17 protein-coding genes and 1 tRNA gene are annotated in these 18,074 nt (G+C 47.9%); 6 read left to right on the forward strand and 12 right to left on the reverse strand.

Annotated elements, in window-relative coordinates:
- The 4 genes from L5462_RS00890 to thiC form a co-directional block, all read right to left on the reverse strand.
- Positions 1-753, reverse strand: coding sequence for a winged helix-turn-helix domain-containing protein (locus tag L5462_RS00890; RefSeq protein WP_237778961.1), 753 nt, complete (start codon positions 751-753; stop codon positions 1-3).
- Between the two features lie 19 nt (positions 754-772).
- Entirely contained in the window at positions 773-1,225 is a 453-nt protein-coding gene (locus tag L5462_RS00895; RefSeq protein WP_237778962.1) for a ferredoxin-thioredoxin reductase catalytic domain-containing protein, read from the reverse strand.
- 9 nt (positions 1,226-1,234) lie between these two features.
- Entirely contained in the window at positions 1,235-1,513 is a 279-nt protein-coding gene (locus L5462_RS00900) for a glutaredoxin family protein (protein ID WP_237778963.1), read from the reverse strand.
- Positions 1,514-1,654: 141 nt separating this feature from the next.
- Positions 1,655-2,926, reverse strand: coding sequence for a phosphomethylpyrimidine synthase (gene thiC, locus L5462_RS00905; protein WP_237778964.1), 1,272 nt, complete (start codon positions 2,924-2,926; stop codon positions 1,655-1,657).
- A gap of 46 nt (positions 2,927-2,972) precedes the next feature.
- Between thiC and L5462_RS00910 the strand changes: the two genes are divergently transcribed.
- The gene (locus L5462_RS00910; protein ID WP_237778965.1) at positions 2,973-3,350 is read left to right on the forward strand and encodes a CBS domain-containing protein; all 378 of its coding nucleotides are present in this window, start codon (positions 2,973-2,975) and stop codon (positions 3,348-3,350) included.
- A 2-nt stretch (positions 3,351-3,352) separates the two neighbouring features.
- Here the strand turns inward: L5462_RS00910 and L5462_RS00915 are convergent, their stop codons facing one another.
- Both L5462_RS00915 and L5462_RS00920 read right to left on the reverse strand, forming a co-directional pair.
- Complete coding sequence (locus L5462_RS00915) at positions 3,353-4,180, reverse strand: methanogenesis marker 8 protein (RefSeq protein WP_237778966.1); 828 nt, start codon at positions 4,178-4,180, stop codon at positions 3,353-3,355.
- A 10-nt stretch (positions 4,181-4,190) separates the two neighbouring features.
- Positions 4,191-5,189 carry a hypothetical protein gene (locus L5462_RS00920; RefSeq protein ID WP_237778967.1) on the reverse strand — a complete coding sequence of 333 codons (999 nt, stop codon included), beginning with the start codon at positions 5,187-5,189 and terminating at the stop codon, positions 4,191-4,193.
- Positions 5,190-5,307: 118 nt separating this feature from the next.
- Here L5462_RS00920 and L5462_RS00925 point away from each other — a divergent pair.
- The 5 genes from L5462_RS00925 (at position 5,308) to L5462_RS00945 (ending at position 10,020) form a co-directional block, all read left to right on the forward strand.
- A tRNA-Met gene (locus tag L5462_RS00925) sits at positions 5,308-5,416 on the forward strand.
- Between the two features lie 316 nt (positions 5,417-5,732).
- The gene (locus tag L5462_RS00930) at positions 5,733-6,485 is read left to right on the forward strand and encodes a HesA/MoeB/ThiF family protein (protein ID WP_237778968.1); all 753 of its coding nucleotides are present in this window, start codon (positions 5,733-5,735) and stop codon (positions 6,483-6,485) included.
- Positions 6,486-6,562: 77 nt separating this feature from the next.
- Entirely contained in the window at positions 6,563-7,891 is a 1,329-nt protein-coding gene (gene glnA / locus L5462_RS00935) for a type I glutamate--ammonia ligase (protein ID WP_237778969.1), read from the forward strand.
- 61 nt (positions 7,892-7,952) lie between these two features.
- Entirely contained in the window at positions 7,953-9,635 is a 1,683-nt protein-coding gene (locus L5462_RS00940) for a DUF128 domain-containing protein (protein WP_237778970.1), read from the forward strand.
- Positions 9,636-9,735: 100 nt separating this feature from the next.
- A complete protein-coding gene (locus L5462_RS00945) occupies positions 9,736-10,020 on the forward strand; it encodes a DUF2097 domain-containing protein (protein ID WP_237778971.1) in 285 nt (94 codons plus the stop codon).
- Between the two features lie 156 nt (positions 10,021-10,176).
- Here L5462_RS00945 and L5462_RS00950 read toward each other — a convergent pair whose 3' ends face one another.
- The 6 genes from L5462_RS00950 to L5462_RS00975 are packed head-to-tail and all read right to left on the reverse strand — an operon-like array spanning position 10,177 to position 17,999.
- The gene (locus L5462_RS00950; RefSeq protein ID WP_237778972.1) at positions 10,177-12,093 is read right to left on the reverse strand and encodes a molybdopterin-dependent oxidoreductase; all 1,917 of its coding nucleotides are present in this window, start codon (positions 12,091-12,093) and stop codon (positions 10,177-10,179) included.
- A gap of 7 nt (positions 12,094-12,100) precedes the next feature.
- Positions 12,101-12,436 (reverse strand): NifB/NifX family molybdenum-iron cluster-binding protein, encoded by a 336-nt coding sequence (locus tag L5462_RS00955; protein ID WP_237778973.1) that lies wholly within the window; start codon positions 12,434-12,436, stop codon positions 12,101-12,103.
- Complete coding sequence (locus L5462_RS00960) at positions 12,408-13,751, reverse strand: nitrogenase component 1 (protein WP_237778974.1); 1,344 nt, start codon at positions 13,749-13,751, stop codon at positions 12,408-12,410. Before L5462_RS00960 ends, L5462_RS00955 begins: the two co-directional genes overlap by 29 nt.
- A 45-nt stretch (positions 13,752-13,796) precedes the next feature.
- Positions 13,797-15,239: a nitrogenase iron-molybdenum cofactor biosynthesis protein NifE gene (gene nifE / locus L5462_RS00965; RefSeq protein WP_370636994.1), complete on the reverse strand. Its 1,443-nt coding sequence runs from the start codon at positions 15,237-15,239 to the stop codon at positions 13,797-13,799.
- The gene (locus L5462_RS00970) at positions 15,208-16,587 is read right to left on the reverse strand and encodes a nitrogenase component 1 (protein ID WP_237778976.1); all 1,380 of its coding nucleotides are present in this window, start codon (positions 16,585-16,587) and stop codon (positions 15,208-15,210) included. The genes nifE and L5462_RS00970 overlap by 32 nt, the downstream gene beginning before the upstream one ends.
- Positions 16,587-17,999 carry a nitrogenase subunit alpha gene (locus tag L5462_RS00975; RefSeq protein WP_237778977.1) on the reverse strand — a complete coding sequence of 471 codons (1,413 nt, stop codon included), beginning with the start codon at positions 17,997-17,999 and terminating at the stop codon, positions 16,587-16,589. Before L5462_RS00975 ends, L5462_RS00970 begins: the two co-directional genes overlap by 1 nt.
- Positions 18,000-18,074: the final 75 nt, after the last annotated feature.

An 18,074-nucleotide genomic window follows, 5' to 3' on the forward strand; every position in this document is an offset into this window, starting at 1 on the left:
CTATCCAACTCCATCATCTGTAAAGTGTCTGAAGAGGCTCCATGCCCATTCAATTGCCTCATCATCCCTTGAAAAAAGGAACCGTGATGGATCATAGAGGCCATCTGATAGGAAAAGAGATAGGGCCATTGAACCCTCCGTTATTATCAGGCTGAAGTTAAGTTTTGCAGGGATGGCGTGAATACCGACATTTTGAGGCAAATCACTTTCAATAGAGGCTATAAGATCCTCTGAAAGTATTATCTCAGCATCCACCCCTGACCTCAGAAGGTCCCCATAGAAGGGGTGATATACCCCTGATAGGACCCAGACCCTCTCTGAATTCAGGGCGTTCTTTGCCACCACCTCATATGGTTCTGTGAGGTTCTCAGGTTTTGATTCAAGAAGAGTGGCCCCTGCAAGGGCTTCTATGCTGGATAGTAGGTGATCGGGTATTGATGACAGGTCATGGTCAAGGAAGAATTCTGATAGATTTCCAAGAGCAAGAAGTGACCCTATGATCCCCTGCACCTTGAGGGATATTATCCTCCCTGTTGCTGAAAGTTCATACCGTCGATTGGTCCTTGATACCATCCGCCTCTCTTCCAGCTGGTATATGGCATGTAGAATGGTTGATGAGCTTGATCTTATAACTGACCTCATCTCAGACAACTCCATGGGTCCATTCATGAGAGCAAGGAGGACTCTAAGTCTCACTTCAGAGCCAAAAATGAACCTGAGATCCTTTTTGACTTCACTGTAGCCTTCCAGCAAGGATTCACCTCACCATCTTTTATTCAAGGAAAACATCAAATTTTCCGCTGACACCACAGATGGGGCATGGTTCAGGTGGTTCTTTCCTTGCACAGAGATAACCACATACACGACACCGAAGTACCGGGATCTTAAGGCCAAGTTTTTCCCCAGGGATTTTTTCCATATTCCTTCTCTCAGGGATTGATGTGAAATTAACATCCTCATCCTTAACGTAAAGGCCGCAGTAACATGTCCCATACTCCTCAAGATCCTCGTCCCTGTAATCACAGGGGCATACTATGTCACTGTCCTCCTCTGGATTGCCGGATGCTAGCCTGCATGGGCAGGAATCATAGCCATACCTCTCACGGTTGGTGAGGATCCCCCGCAGGAGTTCCATGACAAATTCCCTGTCAGGGTTGATTTTATAACCAGATCTCTCTGCAGATTCTCTGATCTCTCTGTAGAGTGCTTCAAGTTCATCAGCCATGATGATCCCCTACCTGAGGGCCGATTTTATTGAGAGTGCATCAAATCCCACAATAACATCCCCATCGTCTATCACAAGTGTGGGGAATGAGAGGGATGGGTTCCACTTCCGAAGTTCCCTGAGGGCATTTTCGCGTTCATCGCCCTGGAGGAGGTCGACGTATACGTAATCATAGGCCACCCCGAGTTCCTCCAGCAGTTCACGGGTTTTTTTGCACCAGCCACATGTGCTCAGGGCAAAAAGCCGGATCTTTGCCTTTTCGGTGCCGTTAACATGTTCAAATTTCATTGGACCACCACTGTAATTTCTGTTACTGGTCCATATTAACTGTTGGGAAATAGAACCGTCACATAGATGCAACTGTTCCTGTCCCCTTCCTCAGACCCATGGAGTGACACAGACATTCCAGAGGCCCGATTCATCAGTGCTTCAATCATCCCTTAGGATCCTGAGGGCGCAGTATTCCCCGCACATGGTGCACATCTCTGAATCATCGATGGGGCACTGCATCCTGTACTCTGCAGGTTTTCTTGAGTCGAATGCCATTTCAAACTGTTTACTCCAGTCAAAGGATTTCCTTGCATTTGCCATTTCAAGTTCAGATTTCCATGCCCCTGGCAATTTAATGGCGGCATCCGCGGCCTGTGCAGCTATCCTGGAAGCCACCACTCCCTCAATAACATCCTCCACACCGGGTATGGCGAGGTGCTCTGCGGGTGTTACATAGCAGAGGAAGTCGGCCCCGTTCATTGCAGCAACTGCACCACCTATGGCAGCACTGATATGGTCATACCCGGGGGCCATGTCGGTGACTATTGGGCCGAGGACATAGAATGGTGCGCCGTCGCAGACAGACTTCTGTATCTTCATGTTTGCTGCGATCTGGTCGAGTGGCATGTGGCCGGGGCCCTCAACCATGCACTGGACATCTGCATCACGGGCCCTTGCAACGAGATCCGCAAGGGTGAGGAGTTCCTGGATCTGGGGTATATCCGATGCATCTGCGAGGCAGCCTGGTCTCAGACCATCCCCAAGGCTCAGTGTTACATCGTACTCATATGCCAGCTCGAGGAGGTAGTCATAGTTGCTGTAGAGGGGGTTTTCCTCCTGGTTGTGTATTATCCATGCCGCCAGGAATGCTCCGCCCCTGCTCACTATACCCATTATCCTGTCTGATCGCTGGACCCTCTCAACTGTCTCAAGGGTTATCCCGGAGTGCACTGTCATGAAGTCAACGCCATCCCTTGCCTGGTTCTCTATTGCCCTGAACATGTCATCCTCATCCATGTCCACAACCGAGCCGCTGGATGTGAAGGCCCCAACACCTGCCTCGTAGATGGGCACTGTTCCAACGGGTACGTCTATGGATTCAAGTACTGTCCTTCTGACTTCCCGGAGCATTGGACCCGTGCTGAGGTCCATGATCGCATCTGCACCATATTCCACGGCCGCCATTGCCTTTTCAACTTCAAGGTCAACGTCCTCCATCTTTGAGGATGAACCGATATTTGCATTTATCTTTGTTGAAAGGCCATCCCCTATGCCGCATGGTGATGAACTTCTATTAACATTGGATGGTATGACAGCCCTGCCATCTGCAATGCTTTTTATGAGAATCTGAATATCGATGTTCTCCTTTCGGGCTACCTCCTCCATTTCGGGGGTTATATTGCCCTTTCTTGCATCTTCCATCTGAGTCACTTTGATCCCTCAATCTTAATATATGGACATCAATAAAAATAATTTCATGATGAGAAAGCTCCGTGCAAGAGACATAATGCTGCGTGATATTATTGTGGCTAATCCAGAAGACCTTGTGGCAGCTGCAAACCTCAAGATGGTCCGTGCGAATGTGGGTGGCGTCCCTGTTGTGGAGGACGGCAGGCTTGTTGGTCTCATAACCCACAGGGATATTCTGCTTGCCGGTGGTGAGGCCCTGAAACTGCGGGTGAAGGATATCATGAGCAAGGATCTTGTTGTTGTCTATGAGGATACCCCAATAAGCAGGATAAGCAGGATAATGGCAGATACAGGTTATCAGAGGTTGCCTGTTGTGAAAGACGATATGCTGGTTGGGCTCATAACTCAGAGCTGCATTATAAAGGCTGTTGCGGACCACCTTTAGAGCTATACAAGGGGTTCGGGTGGAACTGGATTTCTTTCTGAATTTTTATTCCCCGAAGCCCCCATCCTCTCCAATCTGAGTTCAATGAATCTCTTACCCTTTTTTGTGCATGCATATATTGGTATTGAGGAGCCCACCTTCAGCAGCGCCCTTCTATCTGCTATCCTCCTTATGTATTTTGATGCGCAGGATGTTACAACATCACATGTATTGATTATTTTCTCTGCTCCCCTGTAATCTATTCCTGTGAGGTGAACCGCAAAGAGGTATATTTCTCCATCACTGATTCCCCTTAACTGCTCTGCCTCATCTGGATCCTTGACTGTGACTGCAACCCTTCTGTAGCCCATTTCAAGTGCCCTTTCAACGCCCTTAACCTGGTCTATTGTTGCCTTTTCAGGGTCAAGGACATTTTTGGGGCCAATTTTTTCTATAACATCCTTTTCAGGTGATGTGCTGATGAAACCTGATATTCTTCCGCCTATGCCCTGTGCAAGTTCCGGTTCTGTTACAATGACGGTTCCTGCCCCATCGCAGACCATCACGGCTGCCTCCACCTCCCCCTCAGCAAGGAGTGTTGAGATAATCTCTGAGATGCCAAATGATAGAAAATCTCTCATTCTTAATTCACGGTTGGCTGTGCACATGCCAAAATCCTTGATGCGAAATTCAATATTCTGGCGGACCGCCTCAGATGTGATCTTTTCAATGCCACGATACTTATGGAACAGGGGGCAGTAGTGGATCAGTGGCTCAGATACATGGACCACTTTACCGTCCTTCACTGTAACCCGGGTTTTGCCCAGGGCCTCTATTACATGTTCACCCAAAGAGAACACCTCAACGCTGGGGATATGGAAATCCATCGGCAGGATCAGGTTTCAGGATCAGGGAAGCATCTGACCTCAGAAGCGCATTTACAGTTGCACTGAATGAGCATAGCGTCCCTATACCACATGCAACCCTCTCATCACCAGATATGATATCCACAGTTATATAATCTTCCATTCTTACCTTTTCCCTTACACCTGCCCTGCCCATCCTGTGGAGGATCCTGTTGCCCAGGGCCCCCATGGACCTGTCAAGCCAGAAATGTTTGAGCGGGCAGAGGTCACAGTAATTTCTGAAGAGCCTGTTCCATTTGCTGCTTCCAAATCCTGCATCGATTTCAGCCCTTATGGTAGCATATGCTATGCAGCACCCCCAGTTCCTTCCAATCACCTTACCATCCTCAATGAGATATGAGTGAACCCTTCTACCCCTCCATTCAAGTCTTCCTGTGATTCCCCTCTCATATTTCTCCATTCCAGTGTTCCGGGACCTTTCTGAAGCAATTTCATTTCTCAGGGAATCCACCCTCGAAGCCGCTATGTTGATAGCACAGACCGGACAGAATCCGGATGCTGCGGATACAATTTCTTCACCGCTTTTGGAATAGAGAACAACCTTTATACCTGCCCCGTCCCTTTTAACCTCAACGGATCCCCCCTCTGACCATATCCTGGAGATGACCACGGATGCTGTGTTAACAACCCTACCATAACCTGCCATTTCTGCAACGCGCTTCTGGTCATATTTATCTGTAAGAAATGGTTTCAGGGCATCTGCAAGGTCATCATCAATAAAACCTGCGTTTATCTCTGCGTCGAGAACCGCCGGGGCCCATGTTATGTCCGAGCCCTCTCCAGCCAGATCTCCCGAGGGATCCAGTATACGTGCCCTGACGCCCTCAGGGTACTCTGAGGTTTCAACGATGAATCCCTCCTCTGAGAGATGCCTGAGTACCCGGTGACATGCGCCACATGCACCCTCTGAAAGATCAAGACCCGTGATCTGCATGGACCTCCCTCTGCAGGTGAGTGATTGTATTTATGTTACCACCCAATAATAATGGTTGCATCGTTGGTGTTTAACAGAAAAGTTTAAATTAGATGAAAACTGATTTTTTATAAGCTACGCCGGGGTGGCTCAGCTGGTTAGAGCGCACGGCTCATAGGGTATTAAGCAGTGCTCTGACTTTTTCCTGGGATACCGTGAGGTCGCGGGTTCGAATCCCGCCCCCGGCATCTTGAAACCGCTTTTTTCTATTAAAAGCGCATGATAATCTGTTTTATGGCAGCAGCACATCATCAGTCATTTATAGAGTCCGGTTAACTCTGCTAGTCAATTCCCTCAGAGCCACATCAACAGTCCTAAACTGATCATCTATCTAGTACAGTTAACTCCACTATTCTTATGCTGCTATTCTCATGCGGCAGCCATATCCTGAACTTGATCAGCTCAATGCAGTACTGGGTCATGAGGTGACCGTTAAAACCTGTGAAATCATTAATATAATTCAGTGACATATCTATACCGTAACAGACTTTAAAGAGGGTTACAATGCCTAGGAGATATGAGGGTATGGCCTACTGGGAGATGGTAAGCCGGCAGATGGGTTTCATTTCAAAGGCCCAACAGTTAAGGCTCAGGGATTCAACTGTTTCTGTAATTGGATGTGGAGGTATAGGGGGGGCTGCAGTTGAGATGCTTGCAAGAATGGGCATAGGCAGTATCCGGATAATAGACAGCGACGTATTTGAAGTCTCAAACATCAACAGACAGCTCATGAGCAGTTTCAGCGCCCTTAAACTCCCCAAGGTTGAAGTTGCAGCAGAACGCATCAGGAAGGTAAACCCATTCGCCGATGTAGAGGTATTTCATGAATGTTTCACAGAAAAAAATGCCTCAACCATAATTGATGGTAGTGACGCCGTGGTGGATGCCCTCGATAACATAACCTCAAGGGTCATGGCATCAAGAAGATGCAGCAGCCAGGGCATACCCTTCATACACGGAGCCATACATGGATCCATGGGCCAGCTGAGCGTCTTCACATCCGATTCCCCATCCTATGAGGAACTTTTCAATCTACCATCTGCGGGTCTTGAACTTACAGAGGATGTTAAGGCTAATCTTAAAGAACTATCCTCTGAGACTCCCCCAGTCATAGGACCTGCGGCGAATCTTACAGGGTGTTTGCAGGCAGCTGAGGTTTTTAAACTGATAACCGGGATGGGTGATTTAATAGTCGCCCCGAGGATGCTGAAATTTGATCTGCTCCTTGGCGAACCATTCAAAATTGTCGAACTGTAATGGCCAAAAAATATATAAACCAGTAGAAGGAAAGTTACTTCCGGTGAAGTTAAGCTCATGCCACGGAGGCATAACCCATGTCAGATAAGATTGGAAAAATAATAGCTAAAATGGATGAATGCGGAGTAAAATTCGTCCGCCTTCAGTTTGTGGACATACACGGAAAACCAAAAAACATGGCAATACCCCTGGTAAGGCCAGACCAGATAGAGGACATAATAAAGGACGGTCTCCTCTTTGATGGGTCATCAATTGAGGGATTCGTCGATATAAACGAAAGTGACCTGGTCCTCAAACCAGACCCCGACACCTTCTCAACACTCCCCTGGAGGCCAGAGGAAAAGGGTGTCTGCAGATTCATCTGTGACGTATACTGGCCAGAGGGAAAACCATTCGAGGGGGACCCAAGGTACGTACTCAAAAAGGCCCTTGACAAATACGCCCACCTGGGCTACGAATACAACGTCGGACCGGAACCCGAATTCTTCATCCTGGACCAGGACGAGGATGGGAACATAATACCCCACGACTGCGGTGCATACTTCGATGTGGAACCCGTTGACCAGGGTACGGACTTCAGGAGAAAACTGGTGATGGACCTGGAGGCCCTTGACTTCGATGTTGAGGTAAGCCACCACGAGGTCGCCCCTGGACAGCATGAGATAGACTTTAAATTTGACAAGGCACTTAAAACAGCAGACGCCGTAATAACCTTCAAGCAGGCAATAAAGGCTATAGTGGACAAGATGGGTTACATGGTAACCTTCATGCCAAAACCATTCTTCGGTGAAAACGGTAGCGGTATGCACTGCCACCAGTCACTCTTCAAGGACGGTGAAAACGTATTCTACGACCCTGACACCGAGACACAGCTATCAGAAGAGGCCATGTACTTCATAGGAGGGCTCCTCAAGCATGCCCCCGCACTATCAGCGATATGTGCGCCAACAGTCAACTCCTACAAGAGGCTCGTGCCGGGTTATGAGGCCCCTGTGTACATCGCATACGGTCTCAAAAACAGGTCAACCCTTGTGAGGATCCCTGCATCCCGTGGTAAGGGGACACGTGTAGAGCTCAGGATGCCTGACCCCTCATGCAACCCGTACCTTGCATTTGCAGCCATGCTGGAAGCAGGTATGAACGGTATACAGAACAGGATCGACCCAGGGGAGCCAACTGAAATCGACGTATTCGAAAAATCCATTCCTGAACTCAGGGAAATGGGAATCGAAACCCTCCCATCAAGTCTCTGGGAGGCATACCATGCCCTTGAGGAGGACGACGTCATCAAGGGCGCCCTCGGGGACCATGTCTATGAGAAGTTCATGGATATAAAGCACAAGGAATGGGACGACTACCGGGTGAGGGTCTTCAAGTACGAACTTGAAAGATACCTGGACATCTAACCCTCCTTTTTTATTAAACTTTAAATAACCCCCCTCCCTATTTTTTATATGGTGTTTGCTGATGGCTGAAGAGACCAACCAGAAGATGATGGAGATTTTAAGGATCCTTGCAGAGCACGACGACGTCCTTGGAGCAAAGATAATAGCATCAGAACTTAAAAAGAAGGGCTACGACCTTGGAGAACGTGCTGTTAGATACCACATGCGCATACTTGATGAAAAGGGCCTTACAGAAAGGGTTGGTTACGCCGGAAGAAGGATAACAGAAAAGGGGCTGCAGGAGATAAACCGTGGCCTCGTCTACGACCAGGTGGACTTCATATTCTCCAAGTTTGAGAGTATGATCTACCGTACAAGCTTCAATCCGGATACCCTTGAGGGGAAGGTGGTTGTAAACACGTCAAGGATATCCCCTGAATCCATCGAAACCCTGAAATATGTTATGAAAAACGGTTTCTGTTTGAGTCCCCGTGTCAGGATCGAAGAAAATGATGGGGAGTTTGTAATAAGTACCATCTGCGGAACAACGGTTGATGGGCTTCTGCTCATGAATGGGATACCTGTCATACCCCAGTTTGGGGGGCTTGTGAGGTTCGAGGAAAGCAGGCCCGTGAACTTCAGGGAACTCATAGCATACAAGAAGACATCAATGACCCCCCTGGAGGCATTCACATCCGAGAATATGACCTCGGTTCTTGATGTCATTGAAAACGGAGAGGGGACCGTGCCTGCAAACCTCCGCCTTATACCCGGAACAGCACGGGAGGAGGCCATAAAACTCTTCAGAAAACTTGAGGGAGCCGATATATCAGGGGTCCTCAAGATGGGCGAGCCAGGTGAGGATGTTCTGGGCGTCCCTGTGGCTGATGGAATGGTGGGGGTTGCCATCATAGGCGGAATAACTCCACTGTGTGCAATACAGGAGGCGGGTTACAGCGTCGAGATTAAGCTGGCAGAGAACCTCATTGACTTCAGAAACCTGGAACCACTCATAAAACCTGAGGTTAAGCTGATGGAATCTGCGCCTGAGAGGGGTGTCAAGGTCCGATTCCTGCTTTCAAAGGCCTGGAACCTCATAAACAGGGTTGATTTCAACTACAGGGATTTTTCTGGGAGGGTGATTGCAAATATATCCCTGATTAGAAGGGAAGATCTTGATGAAGCCCTGGAGATCATACGTGACGTCCTGGGAAAGCGACCTGAATTTTCAACCCTCCCCCTTATAGGAATCACAGATGAGGGTGGGATGGCTGGAATTGCAACTGTCTGCAGCCTCACCCTGGACGGCATACTCATAAAGAATGGTATCATGTCCACGCCAAAGTACGGGGGCCTCCTTGAGGTTGGAGTTAGGGATCCCCGTTTTGTTGAACTAACAGCCTACAGCGGCTCATCACTGGACCCCCATGAGATCTACGTTTCAAAGAATATGACCGCAGTCCTTGAAGCCCTTGATGGTCCTGGAAGGGTACTTGCAAGTCTCCGTGAGGTACCCTACCTTGCAAGGGATCACGCCACAGACCTCATTGAAGATCTATCAGAAGCAGGGTTCAGCATACTGAAAATCGGGAAACCCAGTGAGATAGTCTATAACGCCCGCGTGGAGAAGTATCATGCTGGAATAGTGACCCCTGGAGGCCTGAACCCCCTCGCAGCTGTCCGTGAGGCAGGTATCGATATAAGGATGAAGGCCGTTGAGGGACTCATGGAGCTTAAGGAATTCATGTATGTTGATGAGGTGTAAACCCTATTAAGGGCTATAACCCCAGATCCCAAGGAACCATATATGAGGGGTGTAAAACTTATTTTTATAACGACCATAAGATTATATAATCAGAGGCAAGGTGATTTATTTGAAAAAGGAAAATAGAATTGCAACCTGCGATGAACTCTGCAGGTACATAAGGGAAGAGGTTAAACCAGGTGACACCGTCAGGTTGTCGCTGGGACGGGTTTACATCCCTGGGAAGGTTGTCACCAACAACTCAGGTGTCATACAGATAAAAATAGACAGCGACCTCATAAAGGGTCTCACAACGATTGATGTTGAGAAGCTGAAGGAATACCTCATCGAACTGGAGCACGAATGTGAGGGTGGGGTATGCATAATTGAGGCTGTTGATGAATGAGGTGATTGGATGTACGCTGTGGTAGAGATAGTTTCACTCATAGTGGCCGGATTTATAATTGTGAGTCTGATGGCCCATCTCCTGAACAGGAACCCCACATGAGATCTTCTTTTTAATTTTTATCATGTTGAACTGTATTGATCCATGAATTCATTCTCAATGACGCTTTTTAATTTTTATTCTGGTCTCATGGTAGGGTGTTCCATGACCCATCACTGTTTTTCCATCCTCAATAACGGTATTTATACACCCTCCCCTCGAGAGCCAGGTCCCCCTGAATGATAGGGCACATCCAGGATACACTTTATCACACGCCCGTACAATTGCACATGTTCTACCCACCCCTGATTCCAGAGTAACAGTTTCACCATCTCCAAGTCCCATTTTTAAGAGAGTTTCTGGATGTATAAAGACTTCTGGAAGCTTCTCTTCATCATACGGTTCTCTGGATCCTATCCATTCATGGGTCATTACTGTTAAAAGTCTCAGAGAGTTTTCATCTGAAATTCCAGTATCTGGGGGAACCTCTGATGGTAAAACAAATTTTCCGCTTTCTGTATAGAATTTAAGATCTTCAAATGGAACCTCAGGAGTTCCAGGCGATCTGTACGGTCTTTTTAGAAGATCATGGATCTCTATTCCATGGTAATCAAGGACTGGCGCTGCTATGATTTCAAGCCATTCCATGAGGGATCCCTCCAGGTTATCAAGGCCCATGAGCTCCGATAGACCCTTAATAATCCAGAATTCTGAGCGGCATTCTCCCAATGGTCTGACTGCTGCATTTACCGGAGAAATATAGGGGTGCCCATAACTACCCGCCAGATCAGTTTCCTCAAGGAAGATTGTTGCTGGAAGAAATATGTCTGCAGCATATGATGTGTCATTGAGGAAGTGGTCGACCATGACCACAAGATCCATTTCCCTGAGGGCCCCCAGTGTTTTCATTGAATTGGGGCCCAGGTTCACCGGGTTGCCTGCAGTTATGAAGACGCATTTTGCCTCTGGTGAATCCAGATTCTCAAGGTCCCCTCCAAAAAGCGGCATGGATATCTTTCTTCTGGCTTCCATGCAGACCGATTCATCAAACCCTCCGTATTCATCGAATCCGCTGTTAACACCCCCTCCCCTGATTCCTATATTACCTGATATGGCAGCTAGTGCGTCTATGAACCTGCAGGTTATGTGGGAGTTGAAGTACCTCTGCAGCCCCCAGCCAATGATTATGCTGCTCGGGCCATCTGAATAGGTGAAGGCAAGTTTATACATCATTCTTTCAGGGACCCCTGTGGTCCCTGATAGTTCAGATAGGCTGAAGGCATCAAGGACGTCCAGGTAGGCATCGGAGTTCTCTGCATGCTCATCCATAAATCTCTGATGGTGAAGTCCTTCCTCCACGATGATCTTTGAAAGTGCAATTGCAAGGTACATATCCGTGCCGGGTTTAACCTGGCAGTGGACATCTGCTCTGGCTGCCGTCTGAGTCCTTACAGGGTCAACTGTGACGATGGTTTTCCCGTTGCGCTGAGCCCTCCTTATTATCCTCCAGAGGTTAAGGTCCGTGACTGCGGGGTTACGTCCCCATATGAATATGTTTCTGCTGTTGAGGTGGTCGGATGGTTCATGGGATATCCTTCTCCCGAAATCCATTTTATGGGCCTCTATAGCTGTACCTCCACAGAGTGTCCCCTCAAGGGTTGTTGCCCCCAGCGAATTGAAAAACCTCCTGTTAAGAAGTCTAAGGGCCGTTCTTGCACCGAATCCCTGATAGTAGACTATGGATTCCGCGCCGTATTCATCCACACATCTGTTCATCGCATCAGCTAGTGTTTGAAGAGCCTCATCCCAGGATATGGTTCTCCACTGATTTCCATCCCTCATGAGGGGTTTCAGGATCCTTTTATCTGAGTAGAGCCTCATCCTGTGGTATTTGGCTGTTTTTCTGCACAGGAATCCTCTGCTGTGGGGATGTCTTCTGCTTCCCCGTATGTATCTTACCACTCCCCCCTCAACCCTGACTGTGAGACCACATGATCCTGGACAGTCCCTTGTGCAGGTTGTGAAGATTCTCATGCAACCATCATACCCTGCAGGATATGTTCAGTTCCGTGAGTGACTTCAGTATTGCTGCAGCTATTCCATCATCTGATTCAAAGACTATAACACCCCTTCTTTTAGCCTCCTCAAGTGGTTTTTCCCCTATCCTTCTGCATATTACGATTTCACAGTCATCAATAAGGTCCAGGACCCGCCTCCATCTATCATCGTGCTTCTCTATTTTTCCCCCATCCACCTTTCTTATTTCAGAAAATTTGATTTCATTATCAATCCTCTCAAAAACTATGAAAGCATCTGCATCTGCAAAGTGTCTGTTAACGTATCTTCCGTCATCCGACGCAACAGCTATCCTTATCAAATGCATCACCCTCAATCTCATATCCCTCATCATAGTGGCTCTCAAGTATCAGGTTTGTGAGGGAGTCAACAAAGGATATCCCCCCACTGTAGCCTGCTATTCTTATTCTCTGGGACCCCACCCTATCGTAAACCGGGAATCCCATCCTCATGAGGGGTATTTCAAGTTCCCTGGCGACCCTTGCGCAGTGGGAGTTTCCTATTATAACATCAATCTTTCTGCCCGCAAGCTTCTCCTTTAAGCCAAATATGTCCACTCCACTTTCTGCCGTGAATCTGGATCCCCATTTTCTCTGAAGCTGGCTGATCTTTTCATGGAAGTATCTGCTCCTGGGACCTGTGAAAACATATGGCTGCATCCCCATCTCAAGTACCAGTGATGTTACTGCAACAGCATAGGATGGGTCGGCAAATATGGCCACCCTCCTTCCTGATGTGTACTGATGGGAATCTATCATTGCATCCATCAGTCTCCCCCTCTCCCTCCTGATTGAGCGGGAAATATCTGCATGGAAAAGATCCATGAGGACCCCTAAAAATTTATCCGTACCTTCAAGGCCTGCAGGGATCTGGAGTTCAATGTTTTTAACCCCGTATTTCTTTTCGAGGAACTCCCCTCCACCGTAACCGCCAAGGTTAAGGGTGGCCATGGAGTTACCTGCCGTAGCTATGTCATGAATGGATGTTCCGTGACGTGTTATAAAATAGGGGTCACCATCGAAGGGTTCGTCAAGGGACTCCGAGTTATCGGTTATCATGAGGAAATCCGCGCCGATTCCTTCAAGTATACCCTTTATCTCTGAGGTGTCTGCGGGGCTCATGATACCATTTATGATGTTTATTCTATCCACAGGTTCAGCATGCTCCCTTACAAGTGATCTGAGAATGGATCTAACAGCGGCCTCATATCCATCCACGTGTGAACCCTTGAAGCCCGGTGATGGAACCGTTATGACCTCAGATACCCCTCTTTCCCTGTGTTTATCCACTATCCTATCAATGTCATCTCCTATGGTCTCTGAGAGGCAGCCTGAAATTACACCTATAACTTCAGGGCTGTACTGCTCTTCAACTGTCCTCAGTGCTCTTAAAAGATTTTTTTCTCCACCATATACGACTGTGGCCTCGTTAAGGGAACTTGAGGCTATATTCACCGGTTCTCTGAAGTGTCTTGTGAGCTGAAACCTCATATACGTGCTGCAACCCTGTGAACCGTGGATGAGTGGCATTGAGCCCCTGATACCAAGGAATGCCATGACAGCGCCCAGGGGCTGGCAGATAATTCCAGGATTTATTATGGTGCTTCTATGCTTCACCGAACATGCCCCCTGACCCTGATAACCTTTTTTCCCATGGTGCTTCTATGCTTCACCGAACATGCCTCCCGGTCCTTGTAACCTTTTTTTACTGGCCAGTGTCCATATGGGACTTTCCAGAGTCCTTTTAACTTCCTCTGCAAAATTCAAGAATCCTCCAAAACCTGAGAATGGCTTTATCCTGTCATGGTTAAATTCACAGAAGGGTATTCCCAGCTTATAGGAGAGGTATTTTTCCTTGGCCCCTGAAACAACCAGATCCGGCCTGTATTTCCGCAGCAGTTCTGAAAGTTCAACTGGATTCGCATCATCAAAGAGTATCAGTTCCCTTCCTGACTTCTCCATTATCTTCAGGTAGTCCTCAGGGAGCCCGTTCTGGGTTCCGCTCATTATCACCTCCATTCCAAGGTCCTCGAATGCCCTTATAAGGGACCATGCCTTGTTACCGCCCACGTATATTGCCACCTTTTTTCCCTCAAGGACTTTCCTGTAGCCTCTGATCATTCTATGTGTTTTTTCTGCCATTGAGCTGATCCATTTCTCGGCGCTGAGATCAAAGAAATCTGAAATTGATAGCAGGGAATCCATGGTCTCTTTTATGCCAAAAAAATTGACATTTATGTAGGGTATCCCGTATTTCCTCTTCATCTCCTCTGCAATGTAGCCTGATGATTTGCTGCACTGTACAATGTTAAGCTGCGCTGTGTGGGCTTCTGAGATCTCATTTATTGTTGAATCGCCTGTTATGGATGAAACCACGTGAATACCCATTTTTTCAAGTAGACCCTTTATCTCCCAGAGGTCCCCTGCAACATTGAACTCACCCACAAGGTTAACCGAGTTTTCCCTAACTTCAGCATCCCCACGTCCTACTATGTGTCTGAGAATGACATCACAGGCTAGCTGGTGGCCAAGTGACTTGTTGAAGCTTCTGAATCCCTCAGACTGTACTGGTATTACCCATTTTCCTGTTTTATTTTCTGCTGTTCTGCATACGGCCGCTATGTCGTCCCCTATAACGCCTGAAACACATGTAGAGTAAACGAATATGGCTGATGGGGAGTGGATTTCACTGATCTCCAGTATACATTCAAGGAGTTTATCCTCCCCCCCAAAAACCACATCCTTTTCCTCAAGACCAGTTGAGAATCCCATCCTGTAGAGTTCAGATTTTGAGCTTCTGCTTCCTCTGATGTCCCAGGTGCATGCCGCGCATCCAACGGGTCCATGCACAAGGTGGGCTGCATCCGTTATGGGCATGAGGACAACCCTCGCACCCCCATACACACACGACCTCTGGGTTACCATGCCTGGAAGGGACTCACGGTTACAGCGGGGTCCTCCCCCACTGCAGCTCCTTGTGAAGTGTTCTCTTCTGGGGGAGAGCATGTCTATCACTGCGTCAGGGACCTTTTCAACCTTCAAATCCCCTACGGTGCCTGCTGAAAAATTCCCTTTACTGCTGCAGTTTCCAGTGCTGTGGTTCATAGTATTCCCTGAGTACTGTGTTTGTTATTCTGTTGAGGAGATTCACAGCCCCCCTGTAACCTGTGATGGGCACCCTCTGATAGCCTACCCTGTCATATACCGGGTAGCCAACCCTCACGAGGGGTATTCCGAGGTCCTGGGCTATGAGTCTACCATCTGAGTTTCCTATCATAAGGTCAACGGGTTCCTCTGAGAGTCTTGCCTCAAGTGATCTGAGATCGGATTTTATCATGACATTTATCCTTTCATCTGCCTCAGCTGCCACCGTCTTCATCCTATCAAGGAAGAGTTCATTATCGGCTCCGGTGCACGTGTGGAGCGGAACCATGCCAAGCTCACACAGGAACCTTGATATTCCTGCCACCATGTCAGGGTCCCCGTAGACCGCGGCTGTTCTTCCAGAGAGGTACCTTGAGCTGAGGTCTGCCATGGAGTCAATCAGTATGCCTCTTTCATCAAGCAGTTCATCGCTCACATCCTTTTCTGAAATCCTGGCTGCCTTGCGGACAAATTCATCTGTGTTGCGGACCCCGATCGGCATGCAGTACTCCCCTGGAACTCTGAACCGTTTTTCAAGTGTGTTCAAAGCTTCATCCCCATACATGGTCATGCTCAGTGTTCCCATACTGTTTGATGAGTCCTCTATTTCAGGAACCGTTGTTCCTCCAGGGGGATAGAATGGCATCTGCTCTGTTTTTGATGGTCTGAGGGGTGAATCAAATGGGTCTGAGGTATCAGTTAGTATGAGGGGGTTAATGTCCATAAGCCCCAGTATGTGTTTTATCTCCCTTATGTCGCCAGGGTTGACTATGCCGGGTATTATGTTGAGTTTGTGGTTACAGTCGCCATCCTCACTGGCCAGGGTCTCTATGAATGATTTTATGGCGTTTCCATATCCCCTGAAATGGTTTTCAACGAAGCTGGGTGTTGATATGTGGACCAGTTTTGTCTGGAATCTCTCTCCAAGTTCCTCGCGAAGTTCGGTTTCAGCGACCCTCATGAATCCATCCACGTCATCCCCTATTATTTCACTTGAACAGGTGGTTACAATTCCCACAAGGTCGGGTCTGAATCTCTTCACAAGGTTTTTAACACCGTTTATTATGTTACTTCTACCCCCAAATACAGCAGCGTCCTCATGGAGTGATGTTACGGCTATCTCTGCGGGTTCTCTGAAGTGTCTGTTAAGCCCGTATCTCACAAAGGTGCTGCAGCCCTGGGAGCCGTGGACCAGAGGCAGACCCCTCCTTATACCCAGGGTTGCGAACATTGCACCGAATGGCTGGCAGGTGACGAGGGGGTTTATCACGAGCTCCCTTCCCCTCTCCATCACGTTTATTTCTGACATCAGTTAACATCCTCCTCAAATTCAATCAGGTCCCATACAGGATTGTATATTGCTGCGTACATGTCCCTAGCCAGGTTAAGGAAACCCTCAAAGCCAATGTATGGCCCGTTTTCATATGAATGGATGAGTATACAGGGCACTCCAAGTTTATGGGCGAGGTATTTCTCCTTTATTCCTGACAGGATGATGTCTGGCCTGTATCTCTCGATGATCTCCTCGAGTTCCAGTGAGTTGGGGTCATCCACTATCACTGTACCCTCCCTGACCCTTTTCTTGATCTTCTCGTAGCCGTCTTCGTGTTCGAACATTGTTGAAACTGCAACCACTTCCATTCCAAGTTCATCCTCAAGTGGTCTGGGAAGATGCCAGTTTTTCGGGCCTCCTGAGAAAACCCAGACCCTCTTACCCCTGAGCTTATCCCTGAGATACTGAATCTCTGGACCTATTTTTTCCATTCTATCCTCTATCACTCTCTCTGCCCTCTCGGGCATTCCGAAATACTCCCCTATTGCCATGAGGTTTTTTCTGCAGTATTCTATTCCAAAGAAGTCAACCTTCATGTAGGGGACACCATATCTCTCCTCAAGGAGCTTTGCAATGTAGTTTGCTGATCTCTGACATCTGACCAGACTCAGCTTTGCCCTGTGCATCCACTTTATCTCGTCGTGGCAGCAGTCGCCTGTGAATGTGCTCAGGACGTTTATCCCCATCTCCTCAAAGTATTTTTTAAGGACCCAGAGGTCCCCATCGATATTGTACTCCCCTATGAGGTTCACGTCATATTCTGTTGTTCTGGGGGGCTCTGCGGTTCCCACCAGGTCCTCAAAGAGTGTGTAGTTTGCAACCTGGTGTCCCTTTGACTGTGTTGGACCTGCAAATCCTGGAGCGTTTATTGCAACAACATCCTTACCTATCTCCTCTGAGACCTCCCTTGAAATTGCATCAATATCGTCCCCTATGAGGCCTGTTGTACAGGTTGCATAGGTGTAAACTGCATTTGCCTCAGGGAATTCCCTGACCGCCTCCAGGATGCACCTTTTGAGTTTGTCCATACCACCGAACACCACATCCGACTCACTCAGATCCGTTCCTGTTATGTATTTAAGGTTGAAGTTTTCTATTGGGAACAGGCTTCCATCAGGCATTTCCTGTGATGTGGGGTACCTCTTTGTACCGTAACCATATGCTGTGCATCCAACCGGTGAGTGGATAACGTGAAGCGCATCCTTTATTGCCCCTGTTATCACACCCTTTGCACCTGCAAATGCGCATCCCCTCTCTGTCATGCAGCCAGGGATCGTTGTTGTGTTACATGCAGGTATGTCACCCTCAGGATCCCCCTGCTTCTTTACGTAGATGTGCTTTTTTCTATCGGGTATTTCAGCATCAACGTCAAACAGTTCAAATGGCATTTTGAATCATCCTTTGATTTATAATGGATAAGAAGCCACCCTTTATCCATCCCATATAATCCGCAGGATAAAGGG

This window comes from Methanothermobacter sp. K4 (assembly GCF_022014235.1).
GTDB lineage: Archaea > Methanobacteriota > Methanobacteria > Methanobacteriales > Methanothermobacteraceae > Methanothermobacter.